The sequence below is a fragment of the Serratia rhizosphaerae genome (assembly GCF_009817885.1).
Classification (GTDB): Bacteria; Pseudomonadota; Gammaproteobacteria; order Enterobacterales; family Enterobacteriaceae; genus Serratia_B; species Serratia_B rhizosphaerae.
Window position 1 is genome coordinate 2,138,407 of sequence record NZ_CP041764.1, and the last position, 13,405, is coordinate 2,151,811.

At 57.4% G+C, this 13,405-nt stretch carries 13 protein-coding genes; 2 read left to right on the top strand and 11 right to left on the bottom strand.

Annotated elements, in window-relative coordinates; translation table 11 throughout:
- Window positions 1–11: 11 nt before the first annotated feature.
- Complete coding sequence (locus FO014_RS09930; protein ID WP_160029344.1) at window positions 12–1,349, bottom strand: NCS2 family permease; 1,338 nt, start codon at window positions 1,347–1,349, stop codon at window positions 12–14.
- A gap of 195 nt (window positions 1,350–1,544) precedes the next feature.
- Between FO014_RS09930 and yieH the strand changes: the two genes are divergently transcribed.
- Complete coding sequence (gene yieH, locus FO014_RS09935; protein ID WP_160029345.1) at window positions 1,545–2,210, top strand: 6-phosphogluconate phosphatase; 666 nt, start codon at window positions 1,545–1,547, stop codon at window positions 2,208–2,210.
- A gap of 78 nt (window positions 2,211–2,288) precedes the next feature.
- On the opposite strand, the gene phoU is transcribed toward yieH, so the two are convergent.
- From phoU to pstS, 5 genes are all read right to left on the bottom strand, one after another.
- Complete coding sequence (gene phoU / locus FO014_RS09940) at window positions 2,289–3,032, bottom strand: phosphate signaling complex protein PhoU (RefSeq protein ID WP_160029346.1); 744 nt, start codon at window positions 3,030–3,032, stop codon at window positions 2,289–2,291.
- A gap of 12 nt (window positions 3,033–3,044) precedes the next feature.
- Window positions 3,045–3,821, bottom strand: a complete 777-nt coding sequence (gene pstB, locus FO014_RS09945) for a phosphate ABC transporter ATP-binding protein PstB (RefSeq protein ID WP_105233151.1) — start codon at window positions 3,819–3,821, stop codon at window positions 3,045–3,047.
- Between the two features lie 48 nt (window positions 3,822–3,869).
- Window positions 3,870–4,760 (bottom strand): phosphate ABC transporter permease PstA, encoded by an 891-nt coding sequence (pstA, locus tag FO014_RS09950; protein WP_105233150.1) that lies wholly within the window; start codon window positions 4,758–4,760, stop codon window positions 3,870–3,872.
- A 1-nt stretch (window position 4,761) separates the two neighbouring features.
- A complete protein-coding gene (gene pstC, locus FO014_RS09955; protein ID WP_105233149.1) occupies window positions 4,762–5,718 on the bottom strand; it encodes a phosphate ABC transporter permease PstC in 957 nt (318 codons plus the stop codon).
- Window positions 5,719–5,796: 78 nt separating this feature from the next.
- Window positions 5,797–6,837 (bottom strand): phosphate ABC transporter substrate-binding protein PstS, encoded by a 1,041-nt coding sequence (gene pstS / locus FO014_RS09960; RefSeq protein ID WP_160029347.1) that lies wholly within the window; start codon window positions 6,835–6,837, stop codon window positions 5,797–5,799.
- Window positions 6,838–7,050: 213 nt separating this feature from the next.
- On the opposite strand from pstS, the gene FO014_RS09965 reads away from it, so the two are divergent.
- A complete protein-coding gene (locus FO014_RS09965; protein WP_105233147.1) occupies window positions 7,051–7,362 on the top strand; it encodes a hypothetical protein in 312 nt (103 codons plus the stop codon).
- Window positions 7,363–7,443: 81 nt separating this feature from the next.
- Here FO014_RS09965 and FO014_RS23955 read toward each other — a convergent pair whose 3' ends face one another.
- The 5 genes from FO014_RS23955 to atpD form a co-directional block, all read right to left on the bottom strand.
- Window positions 7,444–7,605 carry a hypothetical protein gene (locus FO014_RS23955; RefSeq protein WP_246168112.1) on the bottom strand — a complete coding sequence of 54 codons (162 nt, stop codon included), beginning with the start codon at window positions 7,603–7,605 and terminating at the stop codon, window positions 7,444–7,446.
- Between the two features lie 174 nt (window positions 7,606–7,779).
- Complete coding sequence (gene glmS, locus FO014_RS09975) at window positions 7,780–9,609, bottom strand: glutamine--fructose-6-phosphate transaminase (isomerizing) (protein ID WP_160029348.1); 1,830 nt, start codon at window positions 9,607–9,609, stop codon at window positions 7,780–7,782.
- A gap of 199 nt (window positions 9,610–9,808) precedes the next feature.
- Window positions 9,809–11,182 carry a bifunctional UDP-N-acetylglucosamine diphosphorylase/glucosamine-1-phosphate N-acetyltransferase GlmU gene (glmU, locus tag FO014_RS09980; RefSeq protein WP_160029349.1) on the bottom strand — a complete coding sequence of 458 codons (1,374 nt, stop codon included), beginning with the start codon at window positions 11,180–11,182 and terminating at the stop codon, window positions 9,809–9,811.
- A gap of 278 nt (window positions 11,183–11,460) precedes the next feature.
- Window positions 11,461–11,880, bottom strand: a complete 420-nt coding sequence (locus tag FO014_RS09985) for a F0F1 ATP synthase subunit epsilon (RefSeq protein ID WP_004933814.1) — start codon at window positions 11,878–11,880, stop codon at window positions 11,461–11,463.
- A 20-nt stretch (window positions 11,881–11,900) separates the two neighbouring features.
- Entirely contained in the window at window positions 11,901–13,283 is a 1,383-nt protein-coding gene (gene atpD, locus FO014_RS09990) for a F0F1 ATP synthase subunit beta (protein WP_105233143.1), read from the bottom strand.
- Window positions 13,284–13,405 lie beyond the last annotated feature (122 nt).

Consider the following 13,405-nt stretch of genomic DNA (forward strand, 5'->3'; position numbering starts at 1 on the left):
GCCGTTAATCCTCAGTGTCCATCGACAAAAACGATTTTCAGTATAAACAGCAGTGCCACCACCAGCACACAAGGGCTGATTTCACGCCAGCGGCCGGTGCCCAGCTTCATCACGCAGTAAGCAATAAAGCCCAGCGCAATGCCTTCGGTGATCGAGAAGCTAAACGGCATCATTACCGCTGTCACAAAGGCCGGCACCGCTTCGGTCAGATCGCTCCAGGTAACGCGCGCCAGGCTTGAGGTCATCAGCACCCCAACGTAAATCAGCGCACCCGCCGCCGCATACGACGGCACCATCCCCGCCAACGGCGACAGGAAGATCACCAACAGGAACAGAATGCCGGTCACCACCGCGGTCAAACCGGTGCGGCCGCCGACGGAAACGCCGGAGCTGCTTTCAATATAGGCGGTCACGGACGACGTGCCGACAAAGGAGCCGGCTACCGAGCTGATGCTGTCAACGTACAGCGCCTGCTTCATCCGCGGGAACTTGCCTTTTTCATCAGCCAGGCCGGCTTTATCGGTCACGCCAATCAGGGTGCCGGAAGAATCGAACAGGTTTACCAGCATAAAGGAGAAGATCACCCCGGCCAGGCCGATATTCAGCGCCCCGGCCAGATCGACCTGACCAACGACGGAGGTCACGCTCGGCGGCATAGAGAACACGCCGCCGTACTGCACATCCCCCAGCGCCCAGCCTATCAGTGTGGTGATAACAATCGACACCAGCACCGCCGCATGGATATTGCGCGAAGCCAGAATGGCGATGATAAAGAAGCCCAGCGCCCCCAGCAGCACACTGTGGGAAGTCAGGTTGCCGACGGTGACCAGCGTATCGGCGTTACCCACCACGATGCCGGCGTTTTTCAGCCCCATCATGGCGATAAACAGGCCGATGCCGCTGGTGATGCCGACGCGCAGGCTCAAAGGAATATTACCGATCATCCAGTAGCGAATGCGGAAAATGGTCAGCAGCATCAGGCCGACCGCGCCCCAGAAGATGGCGCCCATGCCCACCTGCCATGAGATGCCCATCGCGCCGACCACCACAAAGGCGAAGAAGGCGTTCAGCCCCATTGCCGGCGCCAGCGCCACCGGCAGGTTGGCGAGCAGGCCCATCAAAATACTGCCGAACGCGGCGATCAGGCAGGTGGTGACAAATACCGCCTGCGTATCCATCCCTGCAGCGCCCAATATCTGCGGGTTAACGAACACGATATACACCATGGTCAAGAACGTGGTGAAGCCGGCAATCGTTTCCGTACGCACCGTGGTGTCATGCTGCTTGAGCTTAAACACGCGCCCAAGCAAGCCTTGTTCAGCAACAAGGCCGGTTACTGGTTTGGTCATTATTAAGAATTCCGAAGAAGGGAACAGAACGGTCTGCGGGCTATCCTATAACAAAAATTCGGCAATTTGACGTCGTTCGGCGGTTTTTTTCCGTCTTCAGCGCGCAGAGAATCGCTAATCCGTTGATTTATTCGCCGATAGCGTACCGCTTCGGTTAAAGTGGCAACATTGCTTCCCGATAAGGATATAACGACGATGACCCAGATTGACTGCATCCTATTTGACTGTGACGGTACGCTGGTGGACAGCGAAGTGCTGTGCAGCATGGCCTATGTGCATATGTTCGCCCAACACGGCATCACGCTGTCCCTGGAAGAGGTATTCAAGAAATACAAAGGCATCAAGCTGTATGAAATTATCGATAGGGTAAACGCCGAACACGGCGTCACGCTGGCCAGGGACGTGCTGGAACCGCTGTTCCGTCAGGAAGTGGCGCGGCTGTTCGACAGCGAGCTGCAGGAAATTGCCGGCGCGCGCGAACTGCTGGCGCAGATCACCGTTCCGGTCTGCACCGTCTCCAACGGGCCGGTCAGCAAGATGCAGCACTCGCTCGGCCTGACCGGCATGCTCGGCTATTTTGATGACCGGTTGTACAGCGGCTACGACCTGCAACGCTGGAAGCCGGACCCGGCGGTGATCTACCACGCGGCGCAGCAGATGAACGTGCCGCTGGAACGCTGCATCATGGTGGATGATTCCCCGGCCGGCGCGCAGGCGGGCATCGCCGCCGGCATTCCGGTCTTTTACTTCTGCGCCGATCCGCATAACCCGCCGATCGATCACCCGCTGGTGACCACGTTCGATGCGCTGGCGCAGCTGCCGGCGCTGTGGAAACAGCGCGGCTGGCAGCTGACCCGCTAGCCGGACGCAAAGCAAACAATAAAAAACGTGGTGCTGGCAACACCACGTTTCTTTTACATCTTGGCAGGTAAACGAAGATTATTCGTTTTCATCATCTTCCGCCGGCTTTTTGCCGTCCGCCAGTAGCTCATCCAGCGCATCCCCGCCCAGGTGACGGAAATCCTGCCCCTTGACGAAGTAGAAGATAAATTCGCAGATATTCTGGCAGCGGTCGCCGATGCGCTCAATCGAACGAGCGCAGAACAGCGCGGTCAGCACGCTGGGAATGGTGCGCGAATCTTCCATCATATAGGTCATCAGCTGGCGGACGATGCCTTCATACTCCTGATCGACCTTTTTATCTTCGCGGTAGATGCGTATCGCCTCGTCCAGATCCATACGTGCAAAGGCATCCAGCACGTCGTGCAGCATCTGTACGGTATGGCGTCCCAGCGACTCCAGGCTCACCAGCAGCGGCTGATGCTGCTGCGAAAACTTCTCCAGCGCGGTGCGGCAGATTTTATCCGCCACGTCGCCGATGCGCTCCAGCTCGGAAATGGTCTTGATGATCGCCATCACCAGGCGCAGATCGCTGGCGGTCGGCTGGCGCTTGGCGATGATGCGCACGCAGGCCTCATCAATCGCCACCTCCATCATATTGACCTTTTTATCGCCGTCGATCACCCGCTTGGCCAGCTCGCCGTCCTGGTTATGCATCGCGGTAATGGCGTCGGTCAGCTGCTGTTCCACCAGCCCGCCCATCGTCAGCACCTGAGTGCGGATGTGCTCAAGCTCGGCGTTGAACTGTCCAGAAATGTGCTTGTTTAAATTCAGGTTATCCATGATGCATCCTAATCAACCATAACGACCAGTGATGTAATCTTCGGTCTGTTTCTTCTGCGGCGCAGTAAACAGGGTGTCAGTATCGCTAAACTCCACCAGCTCGCCCAGATACATAAACGCCGTTGAGTCGGAACAGCGCGCCGCCTGTTGCATATTGTGCGTCACGATCACCACGGTGTAATCCGACTTCAGCTCGCTGATCAGCTCTTCAATCTTACCGGTGGAGATCGGATCCAGCGCCGAGCACGGCTCATCCAACAGCAACACGTCCGGGCGAATGGCGATGCCGCGCGCAATGCACAGACGCTGCTGCTGACCGCCGGACAGACTGTAACCGCTCTGGTGCAGCTTGTCTTTGGTTTCATTCCACAGCGCCGCCTTGCTGAGCGCCCACTGTACGCGCTCGTCCATATCGGCGCGCGACAGCTTTTCAAACAGGCGTACGCCGAAGGCGATGTTGTCGTAAATCGACATCGGGAACGGCGTCGGCTTCTGGAACACCATGCCGACCTTGGCGCGCAGCAGCGCGATATCCTGGTTATCGGTCAAAATATTCTGACCATCCAGCAGGATGCCGCCTTCGGCACGCTGCTCCGGATACAGCTGGTACATCTTGTTGAAGGTACGCAGCAGGGTGGATTTACCGCAGCCGGACGGGCCGATAAACGCGGTCACTTTATTTTTGGCGATATCCAGCGTGATGTTTTTCAGCGCGTGGAATTTGCCGTAGTAAAAGTTCAGATCGCGGACCTGAATTTTGCTGCTGGAAGCGAGTTCACTTGTACTCATCAAGACTTCTCTCTTGTTACCGCGCCGCCGTAGCGACGCGTAAAATTTTTATGCATGCTTTTTCTTGGCGAAAACCACACGCGCCAGAATATTCAGTAGCAGTACGCACAGCGTGATTAACAGCACCCCGGCCCAGGCCAGCTGCTGCCATTCGGCAAACGGGCTCATGGCGAACTTGAAGATGGTGACCGGCAGGTTGGCGATCGGCTGCATCAGATCGGTATTCCAGAACTGGTTCGACAGCGACGTAAACAGCAGCGGTGCGGTTTCGCCGGCGATACGCGCGATGGCCAGCAGCACGCCGGTGATAATGCCGGAGACCGACGCCTTCAGCGTGATGGCGGAAATCATGCGCCACTTCGGCGTACCGAGCGCATAGGCCGCCTCGCGCAGCGTATCCGGCACCAGTTTGAGCATATTCTCCGTGGTGCGGATAACGATCGGCACCTGCAGCAGCGCCAGCGCAACAATGCCCGCCCAGCCGGAGAAGTGCTCCATCTTCGCCACCACGATGGTGTAGACGAACAGGCCAACCACAATCGACGGCGCAGACAGCAGAATGTCGTTAATAAAACGGATCACTTCCGCCAGCCAGGATTTACGCCCGTACTCCGCCAGATAAATACCGGCCAGAATACCGAGCGGGGTGCCGAAGATGGTCGCCCACAGGATCAACAGGCCGCTGCCGGCAATGGCGTTGGCCAGCCCGCCGCCGGCGGTATTCGGCGGCGGCGTCATTTCGGTAAACAGCGCCAGCGACATGCCGTCCACGCCTTTGGTGACGGTCGAGAACAGGATCCAAATCAGCCAGAACAGGCCGAACGCCATGGTCGCCATTGATAAAAACAGCGCGATGCGGTTCTTCTGCCGGCGCCAGGCCTGCATTTTGCGGCGGGTTTCCGCCACCGCTTCAGGGTTTTGCATATCCATCGTCGCCATGTTAACGCCCCTCATTCTTGGCCAGACGCATGATCATCAGTTTCGACAGCGCCAGCACGATAAAGGTGATAACAAACAGAATCAGCCCCAGCTCCATCAGCGCCGCGGTGTGCAGCCCGGATTCCGCCTCGGCGAACTCGTTAGCCAGCGCCGAGGTGATGCTGTTGCCCGGCATATACAGCGATGCGCTGTCGAGCTGGTAGGTGTTGCCGATAATAAAGGTCACCGCCATGGTTTCCCCCAACGCGCGCCCCAGCCCCAGCATCACGCCGCCGATCACGCCGTTTTTGGTAAACGGCAGCACGATGCGCCAGATCACTTCCCAGGTGGTGCAGCCGATGCCGTAGGCCGACTCTTTCATCATCACCGGCGTCTGTTCGAACACGTCGCGCATTACCGCAGCGATATACGGGATAATCATAATCGCCAGAATCACCCCGGCGGCCAGAATGCCGATGCCGAAGGCCGGGCCGGCGAACAGTTCGCCGACAATCGGGATGCCGGACAGCACGTTGCCCACCGGCGTCTGGAAGTATTCGGCAAACAGCGGGGCAAAGACGAACAGCCCCCACATGCCGTAAACGATGCTCGGGATCGCCGCCAGCAGCTCAATGGCGACGCCCAGCGGGCGCTTCAGCCAGTTCGGCGCCAGCTCGGTCAGGAACAGCGCAATGCCGAAGCTGACCGGCACGGCGATAATCAGCGCAATCAGCGAGGTAACAATGGTGCCGTAAATCGGCACCAGCGCACCAAACTGCTCCGCCGGCGCATCCCAGTCTTTGGTCCACAAGAAGGCGAAGCCGAATTTCTGGATGCTTGGCCAGGAGGCAAAAATCAGCGAAACGATAATGCCGCCCAGCAGCAATAGGGTAATCAGCGCAGCCAGCTTAACCAGCGCACTGAAGATGACATCGCCGTTTTTGCTCGGCGCTTTGATGGTCGGCTTGTACTCAGCCATAAATTACTCTTCTGTTTAAAGCTTGGAGGGCCCGGCGAAGCGGGCCCCTACAGAAACGGCGCATGCTGCCTCGGCCGTTTAGTACAGAGCCTTACCGGCGCTGTCTTTTACGTTGGTTTTCCATGCGGCGCGCACCTGCTCGATCACTTCATCAGGCAGTACCGCATAATCCAGCGCTTTGGCCTGCTCACCGCCTGACTTGTACGCCCAGTCAAAGAACTTCAGCACTTCGGTGCCCTGGTCAGGCTTCTTCTGTGCCTTGTGCACCAGGATGAAGGTGGTGGAGGTAATCGGCCAGGCGTTATCACCTTTCTGATTGGTCAGATCCTGCGCGAAGGTTTTGCTCCAGTCCGCGCCTTTGGCGGCGGCGCTGAAGGCGTCTTCGGTCGGGCTGACCGGCTTGCCGTCGGCGGAGACCAGCTTGGTGTACGCCAGGTTATTCTGTTTGGCGTAGGCATACTCAACGTAGCCGATAGAACCCGGCAGGCGCTGAACAAAGGCGGCGATGCCGTCGTTGCCTTTACCGCCCAGACCGGTCGGCCAGTTTACCGTCGAGCCGGCGCCCACTTTCTCTTTCCACTTCGCATTCACTTTCGCCAGGTAGCTGGTGAAGACGAAGGAGGTGCCGGAACCGTCAGCGCGGCGCACCACGGCGATATTCTGATCCGGCAATTTCACGCCCGGGTTGAGTTTGGCGATTGCCGGGTCGTTCCATTTTTTGATGTTGCCCAGGTAGATATCACCCAGAGTCTGGCCGTCCAGCGTCAGGTCGCCGGATTTGATACCGGGAATATTCACCGCCAGCACCACGCCGCCAATCACGGTCGGGAACTGGAACAGGCCGTCAGCCGCCAGCTTTTCGTCGGACAGCGGTGCGTCGGAGGCGCCAAAGTCAACGGTATTGGCAACGATCTGCTTCACGCCGCCGGAGGAACCGATCCCCTGATAGTTAACTTTGTTGCCGGTTTCTTTTTGATAGGAATCTGCCCACTTGGCATACACCGGCGCGGGGAATGTCGCACCTGCACCGGTCAGGCTGGCGGCAGCGAACGCGGACACAGAGGCCATGGAGAAAGTCGCTGCTACAATACTGGCGACGGTGGTACGCATCAGTTTCATAATCCCTCCTAAGGGGCATCAAAAATCGATTTCAAATCGTTTTCATCAGAGTAAGTATTGCTGCAGGAGGGAAAATAGGACAGTTTGGTGACAGTAAAATGTATGAAATATGACAGTTATATGACAACCAGCAATAAAACAATATAACTCATTGATTATACTACCTTCCGAATATGACTCCGATTACGTAGTACGAAAACGAAAGGATCTCAAATGAAAAAAGTATTTATCTTATCGGCGCTTGGCCTGTCTCTGCTGGCTTCTGCCAACGTTATGGCGGCAAATAATTTTCCACGCGATTCTAGGTTCTCAGGCACCACAGGCGGCGAAAAAATTCTGTTTGAAGGCGATGACGGTTACCGAACATCCAACTATACGCAGCGGGATCTCGATGAACTTATCAATCAACAGAAAAATCATGAAAGGGAGCTAAAACAGCTGCAGGATGAAAACAGGAATAAAGATCGTCAGATCGATGAGCTAAAACGTTCGTTGCAGGAACTGAGCAATAAGGTGAAAGGCTAGCGAATAAACAAGCCGGCGCTGAGGCCGGCTCTTTTTCCAGCGTCAACCACATGGCCGTCCTCCGGCAACCCGCGGGCAAGATTATTGGGTGCTGTACCCACCCAGCGTACCAATCTCCAATACCCGACGCGCCCCGCTGATTTGCGCCATCAGCGTCAGGAACTGCCCCTGCAGCGGCGACACATCAAACGCCGGTAAGCCGCGCTCGGCGTTCAGCCGCCAAAGTTTGCGCCAAATTATCATCCTGATGTGCTAAACAATGCTCCAGATAAGTATCCACGCCCTGCCACGACTGCTGCATACCTGACTCCTCATCGTTGAACCGCATTCAGTATAGTTCAGCCGTTCTTCCGCCATAAAAAATCCGGCGCGCCGTTTACACAGCACGCCGGATTAATCAGCAAAAAAGCAGCGGTTTTACTCGACGGTTACCGACTTCGCCAGGTTACGCGGCTGATCGACGTCGGTGCCTTTAATCAGCGCCACGTGGTAAGACAGCAGCTGCAGCGGCACGGTGTAGAAGATCGGCGCAACGATCTCTTCCACGTGCGGCAACGGGATAATGGTCATCCCTTCGCTGCTGACGAAACCGGCGTCCTGATCGGCGAACACGTACAGCTGGCCGCCGCGCGCGCGCACCTCTTCGATGTTGGATTTCAGTTTTTCCAACAGCTCGTTGTTCGGCGCCACCACGATCACCGGCATATCGGCGTCAATCAGCGCCAGCGGGCCGTGCTTCAGCTCACCGGCCGCATAGGCCTCGGCGTGAATATAGGAGATCTCCTTCAGCTTCAGCGCCCCTTCCATGGCGATCGGGTACTGATCGCCGCGGCCGAGGAACAGCGCATGATGCTTATCGGAGAAGCCTTCCGCCAGCGCCTCGATGTTTTTATCCAGCGACAGCATCTGTTCAATGCGTGCAGGCAGCGCCTGCAGGCCGTGCACGATATCGTGCTCGACGCTTTCCGTCATACCTTTCAGGCGGCCCAGACGCGCCACCAGCATCAGCAGCACGGTTAACTGAGTGGTAAAGGCCTTGGTGGACGCCACGCCGATTTCGGTACCGGCCTTGGTCATCAGCGCCATGTCGGATTCACGCACCAGCGACGAGCCGGCCACGTTGCACACCGCCAGCGACGCCAGGTAGCCCAGCTGTTTGGACAAACGCAGCGCCGCCAGGGTATCTGCGGTTTCGCCGGACTGCGACAGGGTAATAATCAGGCTGCCTGGGCGCACCGCCGATTTGCGATAACGGAATTCGGACGCAATCTCAACGTCGCACGGCACGCCGGCCAGCGCTTCAAACCAGTAACGCGCCACCATCCCGGAGTGATAGGAGGTGCCGCAGGCGATGATCTGCACGTGCTGCACCTGCGCCAGCAGCGCTTCGCTCTGCGGGCCCAGTTCGCTCAGGTTGATCTGGCCGTTGCTGAAACGCCCCTCCAGGGTGTTCTTCAACGCCAGCGGCTGTTCGAAGATCTCTTTTTGCATGTAGTGGCGATAAGCGCCCTTGTCACCGGCGTCGTACTGCACCTGCGACTCGATTTCCTCGCGCTCGACCGGGTTGCCCTGCTGGTCAAAAATAGCCACGGAACGGCGGGTCACTTCCACCACATCACCCTCTTCCAGGAAGATAAAGCGGCGGGTCACCGGCAGCAGCGCCAGCTGGTCGGAAGCGATAAAGTTCTCGCCGACGCCGCGGCCAATCACCAGCGGGCTGCCGGAACGGGCGGCCACCAGCACACTTGGGTCGCGGCTGTCCATCACCACGGTGCCGTAAGCGCCGCGCAGCTGAGGGATCACGCGCTTGACCACCTCCAGCAGCGTGCCGCCCTGCAGTTGTTCCCAGTGCACCAGATGCGCGATCACCTCGGTATCGGTTTCGGACGCAAAGCGGTAGCCGCGTTCAATCAGCAGCTCGCGCAGCGGCTCGTGGTTTTCAATGATGCCGTTATGCACCACGGAAATGTAATCAGAAACATGCGGGTGAGCGTTAGCTTCGGTCGGCTCGCCGTGGGTCGCCCAACGGGTGTGCGCGATGCCGGTGCCGCCGTGCAAAGGTTGTTGCTCTACCGCTTCCGCCAGCGCGTTGACCTTACCAACGCGACGCACGCGGTTAAGGCGCCCTTCTGCATCAACGACCGCCAAACCGGCCGAGTCATAACCGCGGTATTCAAGACGGCGTAAACCTTCCAACAGAATCTCTGCAATATCACGTTGCGCTACTGCGCCTACAATTCCACACATGGATTTTATTCCTAATTAAGCGTCTTCTTGGACGCTTCGATGCCTGACCTGATTTTTTGCCGGTGATTACCGTGCGCCCCGAGCCTTGTAGAGAGTGGGGGGATGATCCTCTGAAGAGGACTTATATGTTTTGCGCTGCCTTCTGCCGCGAAAAGGCAGTGCAAAACACAGGATGGCCACATAACGGCCATCCTTATCTTTATTTTTTCGCTTTGGTCGGACGCTGCCAGCCCTGGATGTGCACCTGCTTCACCCGGCTCAGCACCAGCTCATCTTCCGCAATGTTGCGCGTGACCGTGGTGCCGGCGGCAATCGTCGCCCCTTTGGCCACCGTGACCGGCGCCACCAGCTGCGTATCGGAACCGACAAACACCCCGTCGCCGATAACGGTCTTATGTTTGTTGGCGCCGTCGTAGTTGCAGGTAATGGTGCCGGCGCCGATATTTACATCGTCGCCGATCTCGGCGTCACCCAGGTAGCTGAGGTGACCCGCTTTGGAGCCCACGCCCAGGCGCGCTTTTTTCATCTCGACAAAGTTGCCGACGTGCGCGCCTTGCGCCAGCTCCGCGCCGGGACGCAGACGGGCAAACGGACCGACGGTGCAATCTGCCGCCAATACCGCGTCTTCAACCACGCTGTAAGGGCTTATTTCGCAGTCATCGCCGATCACGCAGTTTTTCAGCACGCAGCCGGCGCCGATTTTCACCCGGCTGCCCAGCTGTACCTGCCCTTCAACGATGACGTTGGCGTCAATCAGCACGTCGCGCCCGTGCGTCAGCTCGCCGCGCAGGTCGAAACGCGCCGGATCCAGCAGCATCACGCCGGCCAGCAGCAGTTTTTCCGCCTGTTCGGCCTGATAGATGCGCTCAAGAGACGCCAACTGCAGGCGGTTGTTCACACCCTCAACTTCGCTCAGGCGGTCAGGATGCACCGCTTCAATTTTCTTACCATCGGCATGGGCCAGCGCAATGATATCCGTGATGTAGTATTCACCCTGCGCGTTATCGTTGCTCAGCATGCCCAACCAGCGTTTCAGATCGCCGCCGTTGGCCACCAGAATGCCGGTATTGATTTCGTTAATCTGACGCTGCTGTTCACTGGCGTCCTTATGTTCAACAATACCGACCACGTCGCCCTGTTCGCGCACGATGCGGCCATAGCCGGTTGGATCGTTCAGCTTGACGGTCAGCAGGCCGATACCGCCCTGCGGCTTGGCCGCCAGCAGGCGCGTCAACGTTTCGACGGAGATCAGCGGCACGTCGCCGTACAGCATCAGCACGTCTTCATCATCGGCAAAGTGCGGCGCCGCCTGCTGCATCGCATGGCCGGTGCCCAGTTGTTCAGCCTGCAGCACCCAGTTCAGATCTGCGTTATTCAGCGTGCTTTGCAGCAGTTCACCGCCATGACCATAAACCAGGTGGACATTCTGCGCCCCCAGTTTCATCGCGGCATCAATCACGTGCTGCACCATCGGTTTGCCCGCCAGCGGATGCAAAACCTTGGGCAGGTCGGAATACATACGCGTTCCCTTGCCCGCGGCGAGGATCACTACACTCATTGCGCTGTTCGACATAAGCAACCTGATAACTCCAATTTTAATAGACGAAAGTAAAACCGTTTCGCGCCGAAATTACTACATATTTCTCTACGCGAAACCGAGCTAAGCCGCGTGGCTCTAGGCGCGCCGTCATCTGGCGCAATCCGATTCCACCGCCGGTAAACTGTCGGCGTTCGGAGACATAATACCACTACCGCCAGCGCGAATACGCCGTAACGATGAGCAGGGTCAAACGCTTATTTTAAAGCAAAAAAAAAGCGACCGCATGGGTCGCTTTCTTATTTCGGTATTGCTTACATCGCTTTTCTGGTGAGTTCGATGACGCGCAGTTTTGCGATCGCCTTCGCCAGTTCAGCGGATGCCTGAGCATAGTCGACATCACCATGAGAGCTACGGATATGCTCTTCAGCTTTGCGCTTGGCTTCCAGCGCTCTGGCTTCATCGAGGTCCGTTCCACGGATGGCAGTGTCCGCCAGCACGGTCACCACGCTTGGCTGTACCTCAAGGATACCGCCAGACAGGTAGATGAACTCTTCTTCACCGTGCTGTTTAACAATACGCACCATGCCAGGCTTGATGGCAGTCAGCAGCGGCGCATGCCCCGGGAAAATACCCAGTTCGCCTTCGCTGCCTGTCACCTGGATCTTCTGCACCAGGCCGGAAAACATCTGTTTTTCCGCGCTGACAACATCCAGATGGTAAGTCATAGCCATATCACCCTCCTCTCAAGGCGTTACAGTTTCTTGGCTTTTTCCACTGCTTCTTCAATGGTGCCAACCATGTAGAACGCCTGCTCCGGCAGGTGATCGTAGTCGCCGTCCATAATGCCTTTGAAACCACGGATGGTGTCTTTCAGCGATACGAACTTGCCCGGCGCGCCGGTGAAGACTTCTGCCACGAAGAACGGCTGAGACAGGAAGCGCTGGATTTTACGCGCACGGGATACGACCAGTTTGTCTTCTTCAGACAGTTCGTCCATACCCAGAATCGCGATGATGTCCTTCAGTTCCTGGTAGCGCTGCAGGATAGACTGCACGCCACGCGCAACGTCGTAGTGTTCCTGACCCACAACCAGCGGGTCCAGCTGACGGCTGGTGGAATCCAGCGGGTCAACGGCCGGGTAGATACCCAGAGAAGCGATGTTACGGCTCAGTACCACGGTTGCGTCCAAGTGCGCAAAGGTGGTGGCTGGAGACGGGTCAGTCAAGTCATCCGCAGGGACGTAAACGGCCTGTACGGAGGTGATAGAACCGGTCTTGGTCGAGGTGATACGTTCCTGCAGAACGCCCATCTCTTCCGCCAGCGTTGGCTGATAACCTACCGCGGATGGCATACGGCCGAGCAGTGCGGACACTTCGGTACCCGCCAGGGTGTAACGGTAGATGTTATCCACGAACAGCAGAACGTCGCGGCCTTCATCACGGAATTTTTCCGCCATGGTCAGGCCGGTCAGTGCAACGCGCAGACGGTTACCCGGTGGCTCGTTCATCTGGCCGTAAACCAGGGAAACTTTGTCCAGTACGTTGGAGTCGGTCATTTCGTGGTAGAAGTCGTTACCCTCACGAGTACGCTCACCCACGCCCGCAAACACAGAGTAACCGGAGTGCTCGATCGCGATGTTACGGATCAGCTCCATCATGTTTACGGTTTTACCTACGCCCGCACCACCGAACAGACCAACTTTACCACCCTTGGCGAACGGGCAGATCAGGTCCATTACCTTGATACCGGTTTCCAGCAGATCCTGAGAGCTGGACAGTTCTTCGTAGCTTGGCGCCGCGCGGTGAATCGCCCAACGCTCTTCTTCGCCGATGTCGCCTTTCATGTCGATTGGCTGACCCAATACGTTCATGATACGACCCAGCGTTGCTTTACCTACTGGTACTTCGATCGGATGCTGCAGGTCGTTAACTTTCAGACCGCGACGCAGACCATCGGAAGTACCCATGGCGATACAGCGTACAACGCCGCCGCCCAGCTGCTGCTGAACTTCCAGCACCAGTTTTTCGTTACCGTTTTCTACCTCAAGGGCATCGTACACTTTTGGTACGGCATCCTGAGGGAACTCGACGTCCACCACGGCGCCGATTACCTGGATAATCTTTCCAGTAGCCATCTTGAATCCTCTACGTAATTCGTTTACCCGTCGTATTTCAAACTGCAGATGCGTTGACGGCTTTCTTTCCTCCCAGTTGCTTACTCAAGTAAGCGCCTGGGGACTCGCTCAGTTGCCGCCTT

Coding starts and splice junctions, on each gene's coding strand:
- FO014_RS09930 (WP_160029344.1), bottom strand. CDS start 1,349: ATGACCAAACCAGTAACCGGCCTTGTTGCTGAACAAGGCTTGCTTGGG.
- yieH (WP_160029345.1), top strand. CDS start 1,545: ATGACCCAGATTGACTGCATCCTATTTGACTGTGACGGTACGCTGGTG.
- phoU (WP_160029346.1), bottom strand. CDS start 3,032: ATGGATAACCTGAATTTAAACAAGCACATTTCTGGACAGTTCAACGCC.
- pstB (WP_105233151.1), bottom strand. CDS start 3,821: ATGAGTACAAGTGAACTCGCTTCCAGCAGCAAAATTCAGGTCCGCGAT.
- pstA (WP_105233150.1), bottom strand. CDS start 4,760: ATGGCGACGATGGATATGCAAAACCCTGAAGCGGTGGCGGAAACCCGC.
- pstC (WP_105233149.1), bottom strand. CDS start 5,718: ATGGCTGAGTACAAGCCGACCATCAAAGCGCCGAGCAAAAACGGCGAT.
- pstS (WP_160029347.1), bottom strand. CDS start 6,837: ATGAAACTGATGCGTACCACCGTCGCCAGTATTGTAGCAGCGACTTTC.
- FO014_RS09965 (WP_105233147.1), top strand. CDS start 7,051: ATGAAAAAAGTATTTATCTTATCGGCGCTTGGCCTGTCTCTGCTGGCT.
- FO014_RS23955 (WP_246168112.1), bottom strand. CDS start 7,605: ATGATAATTTGGCGCAAACTTTGGCGGCTGAACGCCGAGCGCGGCTTA.
- glmS (WP_160029348.1), bottom strand. CDS start 9,609: ATGTGTGGAATTGTAGGCGCAGTAGCGCAACGTGATATTGCAGAGATT.
- glmU (WP_160029349.1), bottom strand. CDS start 11,182: ATGTCGAACAGCGCAATGAGTGTAGTGATCCTCGCCGCGGGCAAGGGA.
- FO014_RS09985 (WP_004933814.1), bottom strand. CDS start 11,880: ATGGCTATGACTTACCATCTGGATGTTGTCAGCGCGGAAAAACAGATG.
- atpD (WP_105233143.1), bottom strand. CDS start 13,283: ATGGCTACTGGAAAGATTATCCAGGTAATCGGCGCCGTGGTGGACGTC.